The organism is Herbaspirillum sp. meg3 (assembly GCF_002257565.1).
In the GTDB taxonomy this organism is placed as follows: domain Bacteria; phylum Pseudomonadota; class Gammaproteobacteria; order Burkholderiales; family Burkholderiaceae_D; genus Herbaspirillum.
The window spans coordinates 1,104,148-1,127,739 of record NZ_CP022736.1 but is presented as its reverse complement, the minus strand read 5'-3'; the positions used below and the strand labels follow the sequence as shown (position 1 = coordinate 1,127,739).

17 protein-coding genes are annotated in these 23,592 nt (G+C 57.5%); 7 read left to right on the top strand and 10 right to left on the bottom strand.

The window, feature by feature from the left end; genetic code table 11:
- Positions 1 to 208: 208 nt before the first annotated feature.
- Positions 209 to 1,297, top strand: coding sequence for an alkene reductase (locus hmeg3_RS05140; protein ID WP_094562790.1), 1,089 nt, complete (start codon positions 209 to 211; stop codon positions 1,295 to 1,297).
- A 229-nt stretch (positions 1,298 to 1,526) separates the two neighbouring features.
- Here hmeg3_RS05140 and hmeg3_RS05135 read toward each other — a convergent pair whose 3' ends face one another.
- Entirely contained in the window at positions 1,527 to 3,068 is a 1,542-nt protein-coding gene (locus hmeg3_RS05135) for a diguanylate cyclase domain-containing protein (protein ID WP_094562789.1), read from the bottom strand.
- A 266-nt stretch (positions 3,069 to 3,334) separates the two neighbouring features.
- On the opposite strand from hmeg3_RS05135, the gene hmeg3_RS05130 reads away from it, so the two are divergent.
- The 3 genes from hmeg3_RS05130 (at position 3,335) to mctP (ending at position 7,279) form a co-directional block, all read left to right on the top strand.
- On the top strand, positions 3,335 to 5,266 hold the full coding sequence (locus hmeg3_RS05130; RefSeq protein WP_094562788.1) for an AI-2E family transporter: 1,932 nt from the start codon (positions 3,335 to 3,337) through the stop codon (positions 5,264 to 5,266).
- Positions 5,267 to 5,597: 331 nt separating this feature from the next.
- Positions 5,598 to 5,777 carry a DUF3311 domain-containing protein gene (locus tag hmeg3_RS05125; RefSeq protein ID WP_094562787.1) on the top strand — a complete coding sequence of 60 codons (180 nt, stop codon included), beginning with the start codon at positions 5,598 to 5,600 and terminating at the stop codon, positions 5,775 to 5,777.
- Positions 5,777 to 7,279 (top strand): monocarboxylate uptake permease MctP, encoded by a 1,503-nt coding sequence (gene mctP / locus hmeg3_RS05120; protein WP_094562786.1) that lies wholly within the window; start codon positions 5,777 to 5,779, stop codon positions 7,277 to 7,279. Before hmeg3_RS05125 ends, mctP begins: the two co-directional genes overlap by 1 nt.
- 101 nt (positions 7,280 to 7,380) lie before the next feature.
- On the opposite strand, the gene hmeg3_RS05115 is transcribed toward mctP, so the two are convergent.
- From hmeg3_RS05115 to hmeg3_RS05100, 4 genes are read right to left on the bottom strand one after another with little or no spacing between them, the layout of a single operon-like run.
- On the bottom strand, positions 7,381 to 8,418 hold the full coding sequence (locus tag hmeg3_RS05115) for an L-idonate 5-dehydrogenase (RefSeq protein WP_094562785.1): 1,038 nt from the start codon (positions 8,416 to 8,418) through the stop codon (positions 7,381 to 7,383).
- 16 nt (positions 8,419 to 8,434) lie between these two features.
- The gene (locus hmeg3_RS05110) at positions 8,435 to 9,220 is read right to left on the bottom strand and encodes an SDR family NAD(P)-dependent oxidoreductase (protein ID WP_094562784.1); all 786 of its coding nucleotides are present in this window, start codon (positions 9,218 to 9,220) and stop codon (positions 8,435 to 8,437) included.
- A 49-nt stretch (positions 9,221 to 9,269) separates the two neighbouring features.
- Positions 9,270 to 10,808: a gluconokinase gene (gene gntK, locus hmeg3_RS05105; RefSeq protein ID WP_094562783.1), complete on the bottom strand. Its 1,539-nt coding sequence runs from the start codon at positions 10,806 to 10,808 to the stop codon at positions 9,270 to 9,272.
- Positions 10,809 to 10,848: 40 nt separating this feature from the next.
- Complete coding sequence (locus hmeg3_RS05100) at positions 10,849 to 12,201, bottom strand: GntP family permease (RefSeq protein ID WP_094562782.1); 1,353 nt, start codon at positions 12,199 to 12,201, stop codon at positions 10,849 to 10,851.
- A gap of 425 nt (positions 12,202 to 12,626) precedes the next feature.
- Between hmeg3_RS05100 and hmeg3_RS05095 the strand changes: the two genes are divergently transcribed.
- Positions 12,627 to 13,676 (top strand): LacI family DNA-binding transcriptional regulator, encoded by a 1,050-nt coding sequence (locus hmeg3_RS05095; RefSeq protein ID WP_094562781.1) that lies wholly within the window; start codon positions 12,627 to 12,629, stop codon positions 13,674 to 13,676.
- A gap of 230 nt (positions 13,677 to 13,906) precedes the next feature.
- The gene (gene ggt, locus hmeg3_RS05090) at positions 13,907 to 15,670 is read left to right on the top strand and encodes a gamma-glutamyltransferase (protein WP_094562780.1); all 1,764 of its coding nucleotides are present in this window, start codon (positions 13,907 to 13,909) and stop codon (positions 15,668 to 15,670) included.
- 105 nt (positions 15,671 to 15,775) lie between these two features.
- On the opposite strand, the gene yjjJ is transcribed toward ggt, so the two are convergent.
- The 5 genes from yjjJ to yajC all read right to left on the bottom strand — a co-directional run bounded on the left by yjjJ (position 15,776) and on the right by yajC (position 21,594).
- The gene (yjjJ, locus tag hmeg3_RS05085; protein ID WP_094562779.1) at positions 15,776 to 17,119 is read right to left on the bottom strand and encodes a type II toxin-antitoxin system HipA family toxin YjjJ; all 1,344 of its coding nucleotides are present in this window, start codon (positions 17,117 to 17,119) and stop codon (positions 15,776 to 15,778) included.
- A gap of 135 nt (positions 17,120 to 17,254) precedes the next feature.
- Positions 17,255 to 18,130 carry a tRNA cyclic N6-threonylcarbamoyladenosine(37) synthase TcdA gene (gene tcdA / locus hmeg3_RS05080; protein ID WP_094562778.1) on the bottom strand — a complete coding sequence of 292 codons (876 nt, stop codon included), beginning with the start codon at positions 18,128 to 18,130 and terminating at the stop codon, positions 17,255 to 17,257.
- 100 nt (positions 18,131 to 18,230) lie between these two features.
- The gene (gene secF / locus hmeg3_RS05075) at positions 18,231 to 19,175 is read right to left on the bottom strand and encodes a protein translocase subunit SecF (protein WP_094562777.1); all 945 of its coding nucleotides are present in this window, start codon (positions 19,173 to 19,175) and stop codon (positions 18,231 to 18,233) included.
- 77 nt (positions 19,176 to 19,252) lie between these two features.
- Positions 19,253 to 21,148, bottom strand: a complete 1,896-nt coding sequence (secD, locus tag hmeg3_RS05070) for a protein translocase subunit SecD (RefSeq protein ID WP_094562776.1) — start codon at positions 21,146 to 21,148, stop codon at positions 19,253 to 19,255.
- 113 nt (positions 21,149 to 21,261) lie between these two features.
- Positions 21,262 to 21,594 carry a preprotein translocase subunit YajC gene (gene yajC, locus hmeg3_RS05065; RefSeq protein WP_094562775.1) on the bottom strand — a complete coding sequence of 111 codons (333 nt, stop codon included), beginning with the start codon at positions 21,592 to 21,594 and terminating at the stop codon, positions 21,262 to 21,264.
- Between the two features lie 286 nt (positions 21,595 to 21,880).
- On the opposite strand from yajC, the gene hmeg3_RS05060 reads away from it, so the two are divergent.
- Positions 21,881 to 23,530, top strand: a complete 1,650-nt coding sequence (locus tag hmeg3_RS05060; protein ID WP_094562774.1) for an acyl-CoA synthetase — start codon at positions 21,881 to 21,883, stop codon at positions 23,528 to 23,530.
- Positions 23,531 to 23,592 lie beyond the last annotated feature (62 nt).

Sequence of the window (23,592 nt, the reverse complement as noted above, 5' to 3'; positions counted from 1 at the left end):
TCAACCCGTTGCCTTGAGCAGGGTTGAAAACACCGAATCCACCGCCATATTTTTCATTGCTTTAAAGTAAAAACCAACAATTAGACGACCGGTCTAATTTTAAGGTATGATGGAACTCCATCGCGACGCTGCGATCCAGATTCCCAGGTTTCCGTTTTAAAGACAGTGATACGCCACTGTCTTTTTCATTTTAAAAAAGGAGTTGTTCATGACATCTTTATTCGATCCAGTACAAATGGGCGATATCTCGCTCGCCAATCGTATCGTCATGGCGCCGTTGACTCGCAGCCGTGCAATCGAAGGTCTGAAGCCGGGACCGATGACCGTTGAGTACTACCGTCAACGTGCCAGCGCCGGTCTGATCATCGCGGAAGCTACCCAGATCAGCCCGATGGCTCAAGGCTATATCGGCACACCAGGCATCCATTCCGAAGAACAGGTCGCCGCCTGGCGTGAAGTCACCAATGCGGTACACGCTGCAGGCGGCAAGATCGTATTGCAGTTGTGGCATGTCGGCCGTATTTCGCACAGCTCGCTGTTGCCCGATGGTGCAGCACCGGTGTCGTCGACCAACCGTGCGGCCAACGCCAAGACTTTCACCGCCGACGGCTATAGCGACGTGTCGACACCGCGTGCACTGCGCGATGACGAACTGCCGGGTCTGGTGGAGGACTACCGTAAGGCTGCGCGCAATGCGATCGATGCAGGTTTTGACGGCGTTGAAGTACATGCCGCCAACACCTATTTATTGGAACAGTTCCTGCGCGACAGCGTCAATGACCGCAGTGGCCCTTATGGCGGCAGCATCCAGAATCGCGCACGCCTGCTGATCGAAGTCATGCAAGCAGTCGCCAAGGAAGTCGGCGGCGGCCGTACCGGTATTCGTCTGAGCCCGATGACGACCTTCAATGACACCAAGCTCGACAGCCAGCCGCAAGCGCTCTACAACTACGTAGTGGAACAGATCGCGCCATTGGGTCTGGCTTACCTGCACGTCGTCGAAGGCGAGACCGGTGGCGCACGCCAGCCAGCCGGTGCAGTCACGTTCGACTACGCTGCACTGCGCAGCCGTTTCCCGGGAACCTTCCTGGTCAACAACGGCTTTACCGGTGCTGAAGCGCAATCTGTATTGAGCGACAAGCTGGCCGATGCAGTGGCATTTGGCCGCCTGTTCATCGCCAATCCGGATCTGGTGCGTCGTTTGCGCGAATCCAAACCGCTCAACCCACTGCGCGAAGAAGGCATGTACGGCGGTGGTGCGGAAGGCTATATCGACTATCCTGCGTTGCCTGCATAAGAAGCAAAAAACTCCGCAGCCTAGTGCGGAGTTCGTAACAAAATTAAACGCCGTCGGTATCATCGACGGCGTTTTTTTATTTGAATTTAGCCACGTCCACATCCTGATCCAGAGCAGATTCCCGTGCTCGCGTCATTCCCGGCCTGCGAGGACATGAGCGCTTGATGTAACAAGCGGCATGCTTCAATAAAAATGCGGCGAGCAAAGTGCCGGCCTGAAAAAATGCGGCTTATTTTTTTGCGATTTTCGGCAACGAAAAGCTGGCGACCTGATTGTGCCCGCGCTGCTGCGCCATGGTCAACGCGTGGCCTGCCGAGCGGATCAGGTCGGCACTTAAATCATTGTCGTCCACCGAATCCAGGCAACTGGCGCCAATGCTCACGGTCACGACGCCCTCGTCGCTTTCCCAGTGTGGAATCGCAAGTGCGCTCACTGCCTCACACAGCTGCTCGGCAAAAGCGACCGCAGCCGCTTGGGAGCAGTTCGGCAGGATGACACTGAATTGCTCTTCACCGTAACGCGCAGCGATATAAGCAGATTGCTTCAGGCTTGCCTTGATTGCTCCTGCGATAGCACGCAGACAGTCGTCGCTGCTGGAGTGACCGTACAGATGGCTGAACACGTTGAAACGATCAATATCGACGATCAGGAGCGATACCGTCGCCTGCTCTTCCTTGGCACGATTGAGTTCGCTCTTCAACAACGTGTCGAACTGACGGCGATTGGGCAAACCGGTCACGTCATCCTTCAAAGCGAGTTGTTCCAGCGACTGGTTCGCTCTCTCGGCTTTCGCCTGCGCATCCAACGCATCGGTTTCGGTCTTGGAGCGTTGATTGAGTTGTGTAATCAACCGGTTTCCGGCGAAGAGTACCGCGATCAACAACAACGCCATGCTCCCGCCATGCATAATCGACTCACGACGCCAATCGGCCAATATTTCGTCTTCCGACATGGCTACGGACACGAAGAGCGGATAGCTGGCGACACTGCGATAGACATTGATACGCGTGACACCGTCTTGCGACGATTTGATCAGCGCAGAACCGGTAAGCGCATTCTCACGGTAGGCGCGATACAAGGCGGTGCCGGTCATGTTCTTGCCGGCGAATTCGTCTCGCATCGGACGGCGATACAACAATATGCCGTCCGACCGGATCAGCACGATCGCCCCTTCCCTACCGATATCGAAGGTCTTGTAGAAATTTTCAAAATACGTCATGTCGATCGTCGCCACCACGACGCCGCCAAAACTGCCATCCGGTTTGTTGTAACGCCGACTGACCGTAAATCCCCAATGCCCCGTGGATCTGCTTTGTATCGGTACGTCGATGTGGATACCGAGATCCGCATGATTCTGATGATAGAGAAAGTAGGTACGGTCACGGCCGTTCAATTCCTTGTTCAGCTTTTCCTGAGAAGTGACAATCAGGTTGCCGTCCTGATCCTGCACATACAAGCCATCGATTTGCGGCAAAGCCGACAGCCGCGCACGCAAAGCCTGATGTGTGCGCTCTGCGCCTTCAGGCGATGCGCCGTCGCGCACCAGCCGCTCCAACACGTCGCCAATGACGATTTCGGCTTCTTTCAAGGTATCTTCGGCATGCTGCGCCAATGCGCGCGTGACGTTGGAAATGGACGCCCGGCTTTCTTCCACCTGCACCTTGCGGCTATAGCTGATTCCCCAGATTTCGAGAACGACAATAGCCAGCGCAATCAAAGCAATGAAGAACCGCGCTCGCTTGCCTGTGGAAACGTTATTTTTGTCAGACATGGTTTCTGAACGAAATTGGGCAAATAGAAAGTAATTTCAGCAGCATAATATTTTGAAAACCATCCAAGCGATACCTTTAATCACATTCAACCTTCTCGTGCACCCGCCTACCCGCCCGGAAACTTGTCGCCCACGCATGATAAAGTTAGAAAAGAAAAATGCAGCCCTGCGGTTCTGTATCCACTGGCCGACCAGAGCAGGGGTAGCAGCGCTGCTGCATTACAATCCGTCCGTCTTGTCACTTTAATCATTCCTGAGGCCTTCCCTTGTCGAGTCAACAAGAACCCCGCCGTCAATCCAATCAGGTTGCCGGCATCCTCGGCACGGCGACCGTACTCGCCCTGCTCTACTTTGGGCGCGATGTCCTGATTCCGATCACGCTCGCCATCATCCTCAGCCTGCTGATCACGCCTTTCATTCATCGCCTGCGGCGGATCGGCCTGGGACAGACTCTTTCGGTTGGTGTCGCTGTCGTCACACTGGCATTGTCCCTGGCGGCAGTCGGCCTGATCATTGGCATGCAGGTGGTACGCATCGGCGCCAGCCTGCCGCAGTATGCCGATACCATCCGCAGCAAGGTCTCCGTACTCGATCATCTGACACTGGGAAAACTGGGCGAACTCAACGGCCAGGCAGGACGCTGGATCGACAACCTGTCCGACGAAAAAGATGCCGGCACAGCCAGGAGCACGACGCCTGCATCGACATCCGGTGGATTGGGTAAATTGAGTGCCGGCAGCAATACGCCGATCCCTGTGGAAATCCACTCGCCGCCGCAAAAGCCGCTGCAATTGCTGACGCGCATCGCGTCGTCAGTCTGGGCCCCTCTGGAAACCGCCGGTATCGTTTTTGTCGTGCTGATCTTTGTCCTGCTGGAACACGAGGCCTTGCGCGACCGCTTCATTCGTCTGGCCGGCGGCAATGACTTGCGCGCGACGACGGTAGCGGTCAATGACGCCGGCGAACGCCTGTCGCGCTTTTTCGTATCGCAGTTTGCCGTCAACATCGGTGTCGGCGTGCTGGTATGGATAGGGTTAAGCATCCTCGGCCTTTCGCAGGCCTTGCTATGGGGCGCGATGGCGGCGATCCTGCGCTTTATCCCCTATGTCGGTGTGTGGATCGCCGCATTCTGTGCGACTTTGCTGGCCGCTGCGATTTCACCGGGCTGGTCGCTGGCGATCATGACGCTGATGCTTTTTCTGGTCATTGAGGTCGTTTTTGCTCAGTTGGTCGAACCCAAGCTTTACGGCCACACCACCGGCCTGTCGCCATTGTCGGTCGTGATTGCAGCGATTTTCTGGAGCTGGATCTGGGGCCCGGTCGGACTGGTGTTGTCGACACCGCTGACCTTGTGTCTGGTGGTGGCGGGCAGATACTTCCGCGCGCTCAACATGTTTGAAATCCTGCTCGGAGAAATTCCCGCCCTGACGCTGCCGCAGAATTTTTATCAGCGCGCCCTCTCCGGCGATACACAAGAAATCATCGCCAGCGCACGCCAGATTCTCAAGCGCAAATCCTTTGCCGCGTATTGCGATTCGGTGGTGGTACCGGCACTGCATCTGGCGCGCGCGGATCTGGACGCCAACGCGATCAGCAAGAGCGAACAACTGAAGGTCGGCAGCGCCATCGCCTCCGTCATCGAAGCGCTCGGCGAAAATCCAAAGTGGTGGCGCCAATACACGCGCATCTCCATGCTGGAAGACGTCAACATCGGTCGCCAGCTGCGCCGTCGCCGCGAAGCCATCATCGGTGGCACGCAAGGTTCTTTCGACGTACCGGCGGGCACCATCGTGCTGGGTATCGGCGCCGGATCCGGGGGTGACGAGCTGGCGGCGGAAATCCTGGTGCGCATCCTGCGCAAGCAAAACCTGGACGGCCGTCATGTCACGCTGGAAGAAATAGGCGACGCACCACCGCCCGACGTCAAACCCGGCATTGTCGCGATGTTCTGCCTGGTCAGCATCGAACCGGTGAAGGAACAGGCGCAGATCGAATCGGCATTGGTCCAGATGAAACAGCGCCTGCCGAACGTCAAACAACTGGTGCTGCAGATCGCCAATCCGTTTGAGCAATTGCAGTTGGAAGACAACGCCATCGAAGGCGCGCATGAGGTGGTGCATTCGTTTGAGGAGGCAGTGCAGAGTTGTCTGCGCAACCTGCACGTCTATGACAAGCCAGGCCTGAACAACAACAGCTGAAACATCTCAACCTGACGATGATGGCCGCTGACTTCATTGATTTTGGTCGGCGGCTTTTTTTGCGCTTTTTTTTCAAGCTGACGATGCACTGACAAAAACGCGAATGACTTATTTTCAATATCGCTTGCAGCCTTTTATTCAGCGATATTTATTGCGTCGCAAAAGCAAGTCATCACCGCTTCCACCTCGAAAACCAAGTCCCATGGCGGCTCTCAGAGCCTGACAAGTCACTGAAAAATGCCGCGCCGCAAACGGATCGCGACGATTCTCACTATAATTGCGCTGCGATTTTAATAACAATCCTTCCACCAAAAGTATGAGGAGAACTTCTATGCGGCTCTTACTCCTGTTGCCGTTCATTGGTCTATTGTGGGTTCCGTTTTACAACGACGAACTGCCCGCACTGTTCGGCTTTCCGTTTTTCTACTGGTATCAGTTCATGTGGGTTCCGCTCACCGCATTAATCATCTGGATCGTCTATAAAGACGGTCTCAGGAAGGGAGTCGAATAATGAATTCCTCTTCCATCAACTGGACTGCCCTCGGCGTCTTCATCTTCTTCTTTGCGCTGGTCACCGTCATGGGCTTCTGGGCCTCGCGCTGGCAAAGCGGCGGCTCCTCCAACAAGGGCGCTCACCTCGACGAATGGGGTCTGGGCGGCCGTAACTTCGGCACCTGGATTACCTGGTTTCTGGTCGGCGGTGACTTCTACACTGCCTATACCGTGATCGCGGTGCCGGCGCTGGTGTATGCGGTCGGTGCTTACGGCTTCTTCGCGCTGCCGTACACGATTCTGGTCTATCCGATCGTGTTCCTGATCATGCCCAAGCTGTGGCACGCTGCACACAAGGCCGGTCACGTCACCGCTGCCGACGTGGTGTTCGGCCGCTACAAGTCGCGCAAGCTGGAGCTGGCCATTGCCCTGACCGGCGTCGTGGCGACCATGCCTTATATCGCGCTGCAACTGATCGGGATGGAAGTCGTGATCAAGGCGCTCGGGGTTACCGGTGAATTGCCTCTGTTGGCGGCTTTCGTGATTCTGGCGCTGTACACCTATTCGGCCGGCCTGCGCGCGCCTGCACTGATTGCCTTCGTCAAGGATCTGATGATTTACATCGTGGTGCTGGTGGCGGTGGTGCTGGTGCCGATGAAGCTGGGCGGCTATGGCATCGTGTTCAACTCGGCACGTGAGGCGTTTGCGGCCAAGGGCGGCATGACCGGTCTGACGTTGAAGCCTGCACAGTTCCTGCCGTTTGCGACACTGGCGCTGGGGTCGGCGATGGCGGCCTTCATGTATCCGCATACCCTGACCGGCATCTTTGCGGCCAAGAGTGCTGACACGATCCGCAAGAACGCTGTGTTCCTGCCTGCGTACACGGTGCTGCTGGGTCTGATCGCGCTGCTGGGCTATATGGCTTACGCGGCGGGCGTCAAGGTCGAAGTGAACAATGACATCGTTCCTGCGCTGTTCAATGCCATGTTCCCGAGCTGGTTCAGTGGCTTTGCGTTCGCGGCCATTGCCATCGGTGCGCTGGTGCCGGCGGCGGTGATGTCGATTGGTGCGGCCAATCTGTTCACGCGTAACTTCTGGAAGCCGTACGTGAATCCGAACGTGTCGGCCGAAGGCGAAGCCAAGGTCGCCAAGATGGTGTCGCTGGTGGTGAAGTTCGGCGCGCTGGTGTTCATCCTGTTCCTGCCGACCAAGTTTGCGCTTGATCTGCAGTTGCTGGGCGGCGTGTGGATTCTGCAAACTTTCCCGGCGCTGGTGTTCGGTTTGTTCATCGGCTGGTTTGGCGCCAACGCGCTGCTGACCGGCTGGGCGGTCGGTATCATCGGCGGCAGCTGGCTGGCGTATGCGGATGGCATCAAGCCGGTGCATACCTTCCACATCGGGGCTGATTCGTACTCCATGTACACCGGTCTGATTGCGCTGGCGATCAATATCGTGGTGGCAGTCGTCGTTCAGTTGGTGTTTGGCAAGGGCGGGGCGAAAGCACCAGCATTGAAGCACTGATCTAGCAGCCATGCCCGCAATAGAAAAAGGCGCTCAATTGAGCGCCTTTTTTATTCCATTGATGCTGCTGGATTGAAGTTAAGTCGAAGTTGAATCAAAGTTCAATCGAAGCTCAACTGCACCTTCATCATCTTCGAGCGGTCGCCTGCAATCTCAAACGCTTCCACGGATTTTTCGAACGGGTAGGTTGCCGAGATCAGCGGCTTCACGTCGACCAGCTTCTTGTTCATCAATTCGACTGCCAGCGCGAACTCTTCGTGAAAGCGGAAGGCGCCACGCCATTCCAGTTCTTTACCCACCAACAGGTTCGCCGGGAAGTTGATATCGCCGCCCAGGCCGACCTGCACGATCACCGCACCCGGACGCAACGTATCGAGCGCACCACGCAAAGCCTGCTCGTTGCCGCTGGCTTCGAACAGCACATCGAAGGTGCCCTTGTCTTGCGTGAAAGCCTTGAGTGCATCGGCATCCTGGACGACGTTGATGGCTTGATCGGCGCCGACTTTGAGCGCGCTTTCCAGCGGCATCTTGGCGACATCAGTAACAACGATCTGCAAGGCGCCTGCGCGGCGTGCGGCGATCACGGTCAACGCGCCGATCGGACCACAGCCGGTGACCAATACGCGCTTGCCGAACAAGGGGCCGGCGCGGCGCACGGCGTGCAACGCGACTGACAATGGCTCTGCCATGGCGGCTTCGCCATCGGTGACGTGATCGGCGACGACGTGCGCCTGTGCACGCTCGATGATGATCTCCTGACGGAAAGCGCCCTGCACGTGCGGCATGCGCATCGCGCTACCGTAGAAACGCATGTCAAGGCAGTGATTGTGTTTGCCTTCCTGGCAGTATTTGCAGAGGCCGCAAGGATTGCTTGGGCTGATGGAAATACGCGTGCCCGGCTTGATGTCGCCAATGGCCGAGCCGGTTTCGGCGATCACGCCGGAGACTTCGTGGCCGAGCACCATAGGCTCTTTGATGCGCACCGTACCGAAGCCGCCGTTGTGATAGTAGTGCAGGTCTGAACCGCAAATGCCGCCGGCTTTAACCTTGACCTTGAGCTGGTGCGGTTGCAGTTCAGCGGTTTCCAGTTCCTGTACGCGCAAATCGTGCGGCGCGTGGATGACGATGCCTTGTTGCATGATGTTGTCCTTGTTTTTATAAGGTTGCCGTTACGCCGCCGTCGACGTAGAGGATGTGGCCGTTGACGAATTTCGAGGCGTCGCTGGAAAGGAATACCGCCGCGCCGACCAGATCTTCGACATCGCCCCAACGGCGTGAGGGCGTGCGGCCGATCAGCCACTCGGAGAATTTTTCATCGGCGACCAGCGCCATGTTCATCTCGGTCTTGAAATAGCCGGGACCAAGACCGTTGACTTGCAGGCCGTATTTGCCCCAGTCGATCGCCATGCCTTTGGTGAACATTTTCACTGCGCCTTTGGTGGCAGTGTATGGCGCGATGTTCGGACGGCCCAGTTCACTCTGCACCGAGCAAACGTTGATGATCTTGCCGCGGCCGCGTTTGATCATGCCTTGTGCGACTGCCTTGGCGGTAAAGAAGACGCTGTTGAGGTTGGTGCTGATCAGGTCGTTCCAGTCGGATTCCTTGAAGTCTTCCAGCGGCGCGCGGCGTTGAATGCCTGCGTTGTTGAACAGGATTTCGATCGGACCGATATCGGCTTCAATCTTCGCTACTGCCGCTTCCACCGATGCCGACGAGGTCGCGTCGAATGAAGACTCGTGGATGGTATAGCCCTCTTCGCGCAACTTCGCGGCAACGCCGGCCAGCTTGGCGGCGTCGCGGCCGTTGAGCACGATGGATGCGCCCGCAGCGGCCAGGCCGCGCGCCAGCGCCAGACCAATGCCGCCGCTGGAGCCGGTGATCAATGCCAGTTTGCCGGTCAGTGAAAAACTCTGCAGACCTGCGGGTAGTGTTGCGCTCATTCTGTCTCCTTGTTTGCGTTGTACTGTGGTGCTGTTTCTGTGTTGTTATTTATTTCACGCTCAAGCGCTGAAACTCGGACAAGGCCCGGTATTCGTCGGCCAGCTTGTTCGGAATCGACAGGAAAATCGGACGCAGGCGTTCGTAGATCGCCACGTTTTTCTCTATCGGTACATGACGGTTGGTCGAGCCGACCATGTCGGAAATCACATCCAGCGAACGGATCATGCCCAGCGCAAACAGGCCGAGTACGGCGGCGCCCAGGCAAGAGGATTCGACGCTTTGCGGCACCACGACTTCGCGGTTGAAAATATCGGCCATCATCTGACGCCACAAGGCCGAGCGCGCAAAACCGCCCGTGGCCATCATGCGCTGGGTCGGGCCGATGAGATCTTCGACCGCCGGCAGGATGGTGTAGAGATTGAAGATCACGCCTTCCAGCGCGGCGCGGATCATGTGTTCCTTGCGGTGATGCAAGGCCAGGCCGAAGAAGGAACCACGCAGGTCGGCATTCCACAGCGGCGCGCGTTCACCTGCCATGTAGGGATGGAACAGCAGGCCTTCGGCGCCGGGCGATACTTTTTCAGCGATGTCGGTCAAGGCGTCATAAGGATCGACACCGGCCTTGCGTGCCGCTTCGGCTTCCGCAGTCGCCAGTTCGTCGCGCACCCAGTGGAAAATATTGCCGCCATTGTTGACCGGGCCGCCGACGACCCAGTGCTTTTGGGTAAGCGCATAACAGAACGTACGGCCGGAAGGATCGGTCATCGGCCGGTCGATGACGGTACGCATCGCGCCGGAGGTACCGATGGTCACTGCGACCTGGCCTGGATGGATGGCGTTGACGCCAAGATTGGACAGCACGCCGTCATTGGCGCCGAGGACGAATGGCGTGTCGGTGTTCAACCCCAGTTGCGCGGCGACATCAGACGGCAATCCGGCGATGTGATGTGTGGTCGGTACCGGTTCGGACAACTGCGCGGCGTCGATGCCGATCAAAGCCAGCGCGCCCTTGTCCCAATTCAGTTCCTGCAGGTTGAACAGGCCGGTCGCGGAGGCAATCGAGTAGTCCACCAGCCAGCGGCCGAACAAACGGAAAAACACGTATTCCTTCACGCCGACGAAACGTTCGGCGCGGGCAAAGATATCGGCATGGTCGTAACGCAGCCACATCAGCTTGCACAGCGGCGACATCGGATGGATCGGCGTACCGGTGCGCTGATAGATGGCCTGGCCGCCATGCTCTTCACGGATGCGGCGCGCCCACAGGCTGGCGCGGTTGTCGGCCCAGGTGATGCTGTTGGTGAGCGGCTGATTGTCCTTGCCGATGGCGATGACGCTATGCATTGCAGCGCTGAAGGACACCAGCGCGATCTCGCCTGCGCTGGCTTTAGCCGCTTTCACGGCCTGGCCGATGGACGCCAGCACGGCATCGTAAATCTGCAAGGGGTCCTGCTCCGCCATGCCGGGCACGGTGCAGAGCAAGGGGTATTCGACTGCATGCTGGGCAACGACCTGGCCGTCCAACGTGAACACGACAGTTTTGGTGCTGGTGGTGCCGATATCGACGCCGAGCATGAAGTGCGACATGAGTATTTCCTTTACTGCGATCGTGAAAACGCGGGTGTGCTTACACGATGTAATTAAGCAACATGATGAAGGCCAGCGCCACCACCGAGATGATGGTCTCCATCGCCGTCCAGGTCTTGAATGTTTCGCCGACGCTCATGTTGAAGTATTCCTTGACCAGCCAGAAGCCTGCATCGTTGACGTGCGACAGAATCAGCGATCCGGCGCCGGTGGCCAGCACCAGCAGCTCACGATTGGTGCCGGGGATCAGTGCGACCAGCGGCGCCACGATGCCTGCACCGGTGATGGTCGCCACCGTTGCCGAACCGGTCGCCACACGAATCACACCCGCCACGAACCAGGCCAGCAGCAACGGCGAGATCTGCGCATGCACCGCCAGTTGACCGATTGCCGTACCGACGCCGCTATTGACCAGCATCTGCTTGAAACCGCCGCCTGCACCGATGATCAGTACGATGGCTGCAGTCGGGGCCAGACTTTGATCCACGAACTTCAACACTTGCTGACGCGTAAAACCGCGCGCCACGCCAAAAGTGTACAGCGACAGCAGCAGCGCCGCCAGCAAGGCCACGATCGGGTTACCGATGAAATCCATCAGGTCGCGCATGGCGCTGCCTTCCGGCAAGGTGACGTCGACGAAGGTTTTCAGCAACATCAGGAAGACCGGCGACAACACCGTGATCAGAGTGATGGCGAAGCCCGGCAGTTCCTTGGTTTGCGGTTCACGCGCCAGTTGTTCCATCAGTTCATCCGACGGCTTGATGTCGACATACTTGGAGATAAAGGCGCCGAACATCGGGCCGGCGATGATCACGGTCGGCAGGCCGACGATGAGGCCGTAGAAAATGGTCTTGCCGATATCGGCGCCGAAGATGCCAATTGCCAGCAACGGGCCCGGATGCGGCGGCACCAGGCCGTGCATCACCGACAGGCTGGCCAGCATCGGCATGCCGATCTTGAACAGCGGTACGCCCGAACGGCGCGCCACGATGAATACCAGCGGGATCAACAGCACGAAGCCGATTTCAAAGAACAGCGGGATGCCGACCAGGAAAGCACCGATCATCATGGCCCAGTGCACGCGCTGCTTGCCGAAAGCGCGCACCAGCGTCTGCGCGATCTGATCGGCGCCGCCGGATTCTGCCATCATCTTGCCGAGCATGGTGCCCAGGCCGAGCACAATGCCGACGAAACCGAGCACGCCGCCAAAACCATCCTGGAAGGACTTGACGATCTTGGGCAAAGGCATGCCGGAGATCAGGCCGAGGAAGCCGGACGTGATGATCAGGGCGATAAAGGGATGAATGCGCAGGCGCGTGATCATGACGATCAGCACCACTATGGCGAGGAAGGCGTTCAACAACAGACTTGCTTCGTTACTCAATCCGAACATGAGGATGTCTCCAGGGTCGATAGTGCGCACGGGCATTCAGAAGCAAGAGCCACCATTGCTGCGCCGTCAACACCATGCCTGCCATCCACTACGGAGTCTTTACATTGTCTCGACGACGCGCCTTGTTGCTCATTGCTGCATCCTGGCTGCCGTGCCCACTATCTGCGTAGTGTTTATAAAATAAGAAAATTGTTTGTTGAACGCTGCTTGTGCATCGACTACATTTTCAAATGTTAGCGTTAACATTGGCCGCGATGATAACGCTACCAAAATTTATGTGTCAAATCATTTGTATGAATATCAGGGCGCGGAGAAGCCCATCATGCGTACGATGCGGCGGCGCAACATGAATTAACCAAACCCTGAAATCCTATGAGGAAAGAGTGCTCAGGTATGATGTCGGCAATAGAGAATTCCGCCCCATCATGAGCAAAAAAGCCGCTGCCGAAAAACCTGCAAAAACAACCAAAGGAAGCCGCGCCACCGGTCGCGTGACGATTGTCGACGTCGCCGATGAAGCGAAGGTCAGCCCGATGACCGTTTCCCGGGCGCTGAAGACGCCGGAACTGGTGCAGCAGGAAGCGCGCGACCGCATCACTGCGGCCATCAAGAAACTCGGCTACGTTCCCAATCATGCCGCCAGCACATTGGCTTCCGCGCGATCGCAGGTGATCGGCGTGCTGGTGCCGTCGCTGACCAATGCGGTGTTCATCGAAACGCTCAGCGGAATTCGGGACTATCTCTCGCAGGCCGGTTATCAGTTCCTCATCGGCGAGACGGGCTACTCGAAAGAGAAGGAGAGCCAGCTGATCTCTACCTATCTGGCGCATGCACCCGCGGGCTTTCTGCTATCGAGTTCAGACCAGCATGAATTGCTGCGCCAGCAACTGGCAAGCAGCAATATTCCTGCCGTGCGCATGTTCGATCTCGGCAAAACCAATAGCGACATGTCGGTCGGTTTTTCTCAAACCAAGGCCGGTTATGCGGTGGCGCAGCATTTAATTGAACGCGGTTATCGGCGACCTGCTTTTCTTGCCGCGCAGCTCGATCCGCGCATGATGAAACGCCGTGAAGGCTTTCGCAAAGGCCTGTCCGAGGCAGGATTGGATCCGAACGTCGAGGTTTTGTTGCCGACGCCGACCACGGTGGACATGGGTGCGCAATTGCTGGCGCGCGTGCTGGAGATTTCCCCTGATTGCGATGCGGTCTTTTGCTGCAACGACGATCTTGCGCTGGGTGCCTTGTTTGAATGCCAGCGCCGCGGTATCAAAGTCCCGCAGCAAATGGCCATAGCCGGCTTCAACGACTTGTCGTGGGCTGCATGTGCCACACCATCGATCACCACCATCATCACGCCGCGCTACGACATCGGCTACAAGGCGGCGGAATTGCTGATCCGTCAACTCAAGGGTGAGCCTGTCGAAAAGGCGCGCCTCGATCTCGGCTTCCAACTGGCCGTGCGCGAAAGTACGTAAAACCTGCACGCGCGTCAGCGCCCTGTCACACATTCGTCCCATGCAATTCATCAATCGTCTTGTCCTACAGGAGATTGATGAAACAAGCGTGACGCATGCTGTAATGCATCTAAAATTTATCAATAAATTCTATAGACACGACATCTCCTGAGGCTACAATCATCGAGTGCAAAAGCACGAGCAGCACCATAACTAGACTCAGATAAAGATAACCTCCAGGAGAATCACCCATGCGGAAAATCAACGGCTTGCTCAAGCCGGCCACCATGGCATTGCTGCCCCTCTGTACTTCCCTCGCCTTCCTGCCTGCCCACGCTCAGACCGCTGCACCAGCGGCCGCGCCGGTAGTCAAGTACGACCTGACCTACGACATCATCAGCCCGGTGATGGCAAAAAACGGCATGGTCGCATCCGAGCAGGAGTTGGCGACGCAAGTCGGCCTCGACATTCTCAAGCGTGGCGGCAATGCGATTGATGCAGGTGTCGCAGTCGGCTTCGCGCTGGCAGTTGTGCTGCCGAACGCAGGCAACATCGGCGGCGGCGGCTTCATGATGATTCACGATGCAAAGACCGGTAAAAACGTCGCGCTCGATTTCCGCGAAATGGCGCCTGCCAAAGCCAGCCGCGACATGTACCTCGACGACAAGGGCAACGTCGCACCGGGCCGCTCGCTGTATACGCATCTGGCCATCGGCGTCCCCGGCACTGTGGCGGGCCTGACCCAAGCACTGCAAAAATACGGCACGATGAAGCTGTCCGACGTGATCGCGCCTGCAGTCAAGCTGGCGGAAAAGGGTTATCCGGTGAGCCCGAGCCTGGCCCTGATTCTGGCAGCAGAACGTGACCACCTCGGTCAATGGGAATCCAGCAAAGCGATCTTCTTCAAGGACGGACGTCCATTGCAAGCCGGCGAAAAACTAGTGCAGAAAGACCTCGCCAAGTCGCTCAAGCTGATCGCCAAAAAAGGCCCTTCAGTTTTCTATGAAGGCGAGATCGGCAAGAAAATCGTCGCCGAAATGGACAAACACAATGGCCTGATCACCGCCGCCGACCTGAAGAACTACAAGGTCGTCGAACGTGAACCAGTGGTCGGCAACTATCGCGGCTATCAAGTCATGTCGATGCCGCCGCCAAGCTCGGGCGGTATCCACATCATCCAGATGATGAACATCCTGGAACGCTATCCACTGAAGCAATACGGTGCCGACAGCGCACAGACCATTCATCTGATGGCTGAAGCGATGAAGCTGGCCTACGCCGACCGTGCTGAATATCTGGGCGATCCTGATTTCAACAAGGTGCCGGTCAAGGGTCTGACATCCCGCGCTTATGCCGACGAACTGGCGAAGAAGATCAATCCTGACCGCGCAACACCGTCGTCGGAAATCAAGCCAGGCAAGCCGCAACCATATGAAAGCGATCAGACCACACACTTCTCGGTCGCCGACAAGGAAGGCAATCTGGTCGCCACGACCTACACACTGAACCTGAACTTCGGCAGCGGCATCGTCGCCACCGGCACCGGCATCACGCTCAACAACGAGATGGACGACTTCTCCGCCAAACCGGGCGTCCCGAACGCCTTCGGTCTGGTGGGTGGCGAAGCCAATGCCGTCGGCCCGGGAAAACGTCCGCTGAGCTCGATGTCACCGACATTCGTGCTCAAGGACGGCAAGCCTTTCCTGGTCACCGGCAGCCCGGGCGGCAGCCGCATCATCACGACCACGATGCAAACCATCCTGAACGTGATCGAGCATGACATGAACGTTGCCGAAGCGACCATCACACCGCGTATCCATCATCAATGGGCGCCGGATCAGTTGCGCATCGAAAAGGGCATCAGCGCCGATACGATCAAGATCCTGCAGGACAAGGGTCAGAAGATCAGCGTACAGCCTTCGATGGGACGTACGCAAACTATCCAGATCAAGGATGGCGCTTTTTATGGCTATTCGGATCCGCGTAATCCGGATGGACGTACGCTGGGGTTCTGATGCGCGCTTGTTAGCGTCTCGCTAATCCAGTCAAAAGGCCAATGCAAATGCATTGGCCTTTTTCATTGCGGCTTGCCGAACCGCACGATGACGTCGCGCGCGATGTCAGCCCAGGCGTAGCATCTTGTCGTGCGCGCTCCCTAGGTGCGCAGCCAAAGCATCGATACAAGCCTGAAAGTCGCCGGAAAATCTTGCATCTTCCCGAATGCGATCAAGAAAATCATCCGCAAGCGCCAGTGCGCGGCCCCAAGTATCTGCGTTCACGCAAGAACGCAAATTGGCCGGCGCCAGCGTATCCGGCAGACCACCTCCGGAACGCGGCGCAAACCCCATCGGCAACATGTCGTAGGCCGGCGCCAATTCATAAGGGCGGCCATGCTCGCTGGTAAAGGACAGATTGCCGTTATGCATGTCGGTATTGCCGATCAGCGTCCCAAACGCATACAGCAACGCGGCGCCATCGGCGGCCTCCCGAGTGATGTATCCATCGGCCGCCAGCCGCGCAGTGATGATCGGCCAGGGAGAGGTGGCGGCGCCGACGAACTCGGCTTCGACCGCCATTAGTGAGAACAGGCCTCGTCGTCCCAACACGCCTACGCGATCGAACCTCTCAACTTCAAGAAAGCGTTGCTTCCCATGATCGATGACGGATGAGTTGGCGGCACTAATGCCGGACGCAGCCAGCGTAGCGAGCGCATGATGCTCCGCCAGCAGCAGATCGCCCCAGCGTTCGGTCACGGGATTGATGTCCGGCAGCGAGAACTTCACCAGAACATGGCGCGGGCCGTTCGGCGTTTCGACAAAGGCAAGAAACTTTGGCTGCTCGCCGCCCGCTGAGGAGCCGGGAATATCCCCTCGGGCGGCATCGTGCGCCCGCCGCAGATAGGCCTCGGGCTTGGCTCTCATGTCAATCAGCTCGGGCGGCGGCGCCTCAATGAAACGGTCGCGCGCTGCGTCGCCCAGCAACAAATTGCCCACGGCGTCATGACCGTGCGCCATCAGCACCCGCAATACGTCCGCGTCGCTCCACTCTGCCAACCGGGCAGGTAAACCAAGCGCAGCGGCATGCCTGGTCGCGTAGGCGCGTCCGATGAACCCTTGCGGGCGCATGTCCAGCAACCACCAAGGCAGGCTATCACTATGCAGCGTAACGCCGTCCGCCTGAAGCATCACGAATCCGTCCGGGCAAACCGGAGACAGCATCCCCAAATTCTTTATTTTGCCATCTGCGGCCACGCGATATACGGGAACATTACCCAGACCACGTCGCCCATCTCGCAAAGCATATTGAATAGATCGTGCGGCACCAAGTCGAATAATTTCGTCGCCCATTCCGGAAATGGCGCGCGAGAGTGTCGGCTGACTAATCCCTATATTTTCAATAAGTTGCCGAGCATTTTTAATGCCCTGAATCAGCTGCAGGCGGACTTGATCAGTATGATCTGCCATGAAATTGAATAGATAACTGAATAGATAATTGAATAATTAAATGTAGCATAAAATTATCAATATGCAAGGCTCTTCATCCATTCAAGCCTCCCCGCCCATCAACAGGCGCTACTCCATCAGCATTTGCAGCCTTGCTTATTGAGCGCCGTCTTCGGGCCGCTCCATGATCTTTCGCAACACAAACCCCGCCGCCACCAGTCCAAACGAAGCCGTCACCACCATCGCCGACCCAAACCCGGCACAATTCAACCCGGTAACGCCGGCCTCCTGCTTGCGCCCATCCGCATCGACAGTATCCAAACCGTCAGCCGCATCATCGGTATCCACCTCGCAGACCTCGCCCTCGGGAAACCGCAACGGCTCAGTCGAGAACACCGCGTCAATGCCAAACTTGTTCTTGGTCCCGCGCGGAAACTTGTGCCATGCGCGCAATCGCTTGCGCACCTTCGCCAGCAAAGGCTCCTGCTCGGTACGGCACAAGTCGCGAATCTCAATCTTGGTCGGATCGATCTGACCGCCGGCGCCGCCACTGGTCAGCAAGGGCACCTTGTTTTCACGGCAATAAGCGATCAGCGCCACCTTGGCGCGCACGTTGTCGATCGCGTCAATCACGTAGTCGAAACGGCCGACGCCGATCATATCGCCGACGTTGTCGGGGGTGAGAAAGTCCTCCACTTCGGTGACTTCGCAATACGGATTGATCTGCATGATGCGCTCGTGCAGCGCCGTGACCTTGGCCTTGCCGAGCGTATCGGTCAATGCATGGATCTGGCGGTTGACGTTGGATTCTGCAAGGTTGTCGAGATCGATCATGGTGATCTTGCCGATCGCGCTGCGCGCCAGTGCTTCGACGATCCATGACCCGACACCGCCGACACCGACGATACAAATATGCGCAGCACGAAAACGCGCCAGGCCTTGTGCGCCGTACAGACGGGCGATGCCGCCAAAACGACGGTCGAAATCGATATCGGTGTCGTTGGAAGCTACGACAGATTGAACATTGGACATGAGAATTTATCCGGATAAAAAGCAAAACAGGCTGTTTCCTGAGAAACAGCCTGCAAGATAGCAAATTTTCTAACGATCGACTTGAAGCCGACTTTGCTGCTTAAACGACGGCGCCGTCGGTTTCATCTTTCGGCTTGGTAGGCTTGATCAAGTCTTCGCGCTTGACGCCCAGCCACATGGCAATGGCGGCGGCAACGAACACCGACGAATAAATACCGAACAAGATACCGATGGTCAGCGCAACAGCAAAATAATGCAGTGTCGGGCCGCCGAAGATCAGCATCGACAAAACCATCATTTCGGTGCTGCCGTGGGTGATGATGGTACGGGAAATCGTGCTCGTGATCGCGTGGTTCAACACTTCCGGCGCAGACAGCTTGCCGTAGCGGCGATCGCGGAAAGCTTCGCGCACCCGGTCAAACACCACCACCGATTCATTGACGGAGTAGCCCAGCACAGCCAGCACCGCGGCCAGCACGGTCAGCGAGAACTCCCACTGGAAGAAGGCGAAGAAGCCCAGGATGATCACCACGTCATGCAAGTTCGCGATGACTGCTGCGACCGCGAATTTCCATTCGAAACGGAAGGCCAGGTAGATCACGATGCCGATCACCACCATACCGAGCGCCATCAGACCATCGTGCGCCAGTTCGTCGCCCACCTGCGGGCCGACAAATTCAACGCGCTGCAGCTTGACGTCAGGATCTTGCGCGGTCAGCGCAGCGATGACTTTTTCGCTTTGCTGGGTGGAATTGACGCCATGCTGTGCCGGCAAACGGATCATGACGTCCTGTGCCGTGCCAAAGCTTTGTACTTGCGTATCGGTAAAGCCCAGGCCTTCGACCGATTTGCGGATGTTCTCGATGTTGGCAGGCTTGGTGTACGCGACTTCCATCACGGTGCCGCCGGTGAATTCGATCGAGAAGTGCAAGCCCTTGCTCAGCAGGAAAAACACTGCCAGCACGAAAGTCAGCGCCGAGATAACGTTGAATATCAACGCGTGGCGCATGAAGGGGATATCTTTTTTGATGCGGAAAAATTCCATCACATACCTTTCAGTTCTGCGCCTCTGCCATCTGTCGGGCAAAGGCGCACGGGATTCTGTTCGCTGCGCTTAGTGGACTATTTAACTTTGACTTCCGACTTGACGTCAGCCTTGTTGCCTTCGGGTTTCCAGATCTGGCCGATCGCCAGGCTGGTCAGTTTCTTCTTGCGGCCGTACCAGAGGTTAGCCAGGCCACGCGAGAAGAACACCGCCGAGAACATCGACGTCAGAATACCCAGGCAGTGCACCACAGCGAAGCCGCGGATGGCACCCGAACCGAAAATCAGCAGCGCCAGACCGGCGATCAACGTTGTCACGTTGGAGTCGAGAATGGTGGCCCATGCACGGTCAAAGCCGATACTGATCGCAGCTTGCGGCGAATTGCCGTTACGCAGCTCTTCGCGAATGCGTTCGTTGATCAGCACGTTGGAGTCAATCGCCATACCTAGCGCCAGCGCGATCGCGGCGATACCCGGCAGAGTCAGCGTCGCCTGCAGCGTTGACAGCACAGCGATCAGCAGCAGCACGTTGACCGACAGCGCCAGCGCGCTGAACAGACCGAACAACTGGTAGTACACGATCATGAAGATGGCCATGGCGGCGAAGCCGTACAGCGTCGCGTCAAAGCCCTTACGAATGTTTTCAGCGCCGAGTTGCGGGCCGATAGTGCGTTCTTCGATAATTTCCATTGGCGCAGCCAGTGAACCTGCGCGCAGCAGCAACGCCAGATCGCTTGAGGCTTCGGCCGAACCCATGCCCGTGATCTGGAAGCGCGAACCCAGTTCGGAACGAATGGTCGCCACGGTCAGGACTTCGCCCTTGCCTTTTTCAAACAGGACGATGGCCATTGCCTTGCCGACCTTTTCACGGGTGGCGTCACGCATCTTGCGCCCGCCGTCGCCATTCAGATCGATGCTGACGGCCGGTTGATGGTTTTCATCAAAGCTGGCCGATGCGTTGGAGATGTAGTCGCCGGTCAGGACAGGATCCTTGAACAGCACAACCGGTGCACCTTTGCCGACCTTGAACAGTTCGGAGCCAAAAGGAATCGCTGCTGTTTCTTCGGTGCCGCGGGTCACGGAGTCGTCGACCATGCGCACTTCCAGCGTGGCGGTACGACCGATGATGTCCTTGGCGCGGGAGACGTCTTGCACGCCCGGCAGCTGCACCACGATACGGTCTGCGCCCTGGCGTTGAATGATCGGTTCAGCCACACCCAGTTCGTTGACGCGCTTGGAAAGCGTCGAGATGTTTTGCTTGACGCCGTCTTCCTGAGTTTGTTTCAGCGCTTCAGGACGCAGTGTGGCGATCAGCTTCAGATCTTCGCCGGTGCCGGCGTCTTGTAATGCCAGTTCGGAGACTTCACCAGCCAGCACGTTGCGCGCCTTGGTGCGGGTATCGGCATCGCGGAACAGGACTTCGATCTGGTCGCCATTGCGGTTGATGCCGTTATGACGGATGTTCTTGTCGCGCAGCACGCTGCGAACGCTGGACTGCAAACCTTGCAGACGCTTGTTCATCACTGCCTTGACGTCGACCTGCATCAGGAAGTGCACGCCGCCGCGCAAGTCCAGCCCCAGGTACATCGGGAAGGCATGCAGGCTTTGCAACCATTGCGGCGTGTTCGGCAGCAGGTTGAAGGCGACGATATAAGTCGGATCGGCAGGATCGGTATTCAGGCCTTTTTCCAGCAAGGTCTTGGCCTTGAACTGAGTATCGGTATTGGCGAAACGGGCGCGCACGGACGGCGCGGTGCTGCTGTTATCGAAAACCACGCTCTCTGGCGGGAGGCTGCCTTGTTGCAGAAGCTGCTGCACACGCTCGGCGACCGAACTGTCCACCTTGATGGTGGATTTGGCGCTGCTGATCTGCACGGCAGGCGATTCGCCGAAGAAGTTGGGCAGCGTATAAAGCGTGCCGAACAGCAAGGCTATGACGATTAGGACGTACTTCCAGAGAGGATAACGATTCATATTGATTCAGCGTTGATGATGAACATCCAGGATGAGAACTGGCATGACAACAGATACGAACAAGGGCGCATCCGCCTGAAACACGGTATGCGCCCTGCAAGCCATGAGGCTGATTACAGTCCCTTGAGGGTGCCCTTCGGCAGCAGCGTGGTGATCGCAGCTTTTTGCACGACGATTTCGTTGCCTTCGGAAACTTCAACGGTGATGTAAGCATCGCTCACCTTGACGATCTTGCCCAGCAAGCCGCCGGAAGTCACGACTTCGTCACCCTTGGCGAGTGCTTCCATCATGGCCTTTTGTTCTTTTTGACGCTTCATCTGAGGACGGATCATCAGGAAGTACAACACAACGAACATCAGGATGATGGGCAGGAAACTGGTCAGATTGCCCATCAGGCCGGCTGGGCCTGCAGCAGTGGTTTGTGCAATTGCATCGGTAATAAACACGTGTCGCTCCAAATGGTTGTTTAAAAAATAGCCCCGCATTTTAGCATTGCGCCGGGCGCTTACCCGCATTCCGGACGGGCCGAATCAGGGGAAACCGCCGATAACAGGAAAAAGCGGCGAAAAAGTGCTGGAAAAACGGGAGAAAACTGCCTTGCCGCGAGGAAAAATTGCTATATCGGCATCGCCAATATGGGGGTACAGGGGTACATTAGCAAGCCAACAAGAGCAAAGAATTGCCGACAACTGCCGAACAGTTTGCCCATCACCTCAGGAGACACGTTCCACCATGCTGCCCACCGAAGCCCGGTCTTATCAAGAAATAAACAACGCCTTCCGCTGGAATATCCCCGAGTACTACAACATCGGCGTCGATGTCTGCGACAAATGGGCCGAAACCGATCCGGACAGACTTGCTCTGATTCACGTCGCGGCAGACGGTTCCAGCCGCCGCTACAGCTTCGGCGAAATCAAGGAGAGCTCAGACCGCCTCGCCAACCTGTTCCTGTCCTGCGGTGCGCACATCGGCGACCGTATCGGCATCCTGCTGCCGCAAGCACCGGAAACCGCCATGGCGCATGTCGCCGCCTACAAAATCGGTGCGATTGCGATCCCGCTGTTTGCGCTGTTCGGCGCCGAGGCACTGGAATACCGCCTGCACAACAGCGGCACGCGCGTTGTTGTCACCAACGCCGCCGGCGCCGCCAAGCTGGCTGGCATCCGCGACCGCTTGCCTGAGCTGAAAACCATCCTCACCATTGACGGCGCCTTTGACGGCACCGTCGATTTACATCTGGCTTTGAAGCAAGCCAGCAGCGACCTGACGCCGGTCAAGACCAAAGCCGAAGACCCCGCCGTCATCATTTACACCTCCGGCACCACCGGCCAACCCAAGGGTGCGCTGCATGCGCATCGTGTGCTGCTGGGCCATCTTCCCGGCGTGGAGCTTTCACATAATCTGTTCCCGTTGGAAGGCGATCTGCTGTGGACACCGGCCGACTGGGCCTGGATCGGCGGGCTGCTCGACGTTTTCCTGCCGGCCTGGCATCACGGCGTCCCGCTGGTGGCGCATCGCTTTGAGAAGTTCACCGGCGAAGCGGCCTTTCAATTGTTGCAGGATTACGGCGTACGCAATACCTTCCTGCCGCCGACCGCGCTGAAGATGATGCGCACCGTCGCCGACCCGGAAAAACGTTGGCGCTATCAATTGCGTTCCGTCGCCAGTGGCGGCGAATCGCTGGGCACGGAATTGCTCGACTGGGGACGCAAGACCTTCGGCCTGACGATCAATGAGTTCTATGGCCAGACCGAATGCAACATGACGGTATCGTCCTGCGCCGCCATCATGGATTGCAAACCCGGCGCCATCGGCCGCGCAGCCATCGGACATACGCTCGCCATTGTCGACGCGCAGGGTCAGGTGCTGCCGCCCGGCAGCGACGGCAACATCGCCGTGCGGCGTCCCGACCCGGTGATGTTTTTACAGTACTGGAATAATCCCCAAGCCACACAAGACAAGTTCGTCGGCGACTGGCTGCTCACCGGCGACACCGGCTGCATGGACGAAGAAGGCTACATCCGCTTCGTCGGACGCGATGACGATGTCATCACATCAGCCGGATACCGCATCGGCCCCGGCGAGATCGAAGACAATATCCTCCAGCACCCCGCCGTGAAAATGGTCGCCGTGATCGGTTCGCCCGATGCGCAGCGCACTGAGATCGTGGTTGCCGTCATCGTACTCAAAGAGGGCGTCGTCGGCGACGACCAGCTCAAGCGCGAAATTCAGGAACACGTCAAAGTGCGCCTCGCTGCGCATGAATATCCGAGGAAGATTTTCTTCGTCGATGAATTGCCGATGACAACCACCGGCAAGGTGATCCGGCGTGAATTGCGGACGCGCGTCAGCGAGTGGCGCAGGCTCGGCAACGCTGCATAAAAAAACATCCGGTCGAAAAATGTTCCGACCGGATGTTAACCTCAAGATGCTTCAGGGGATGT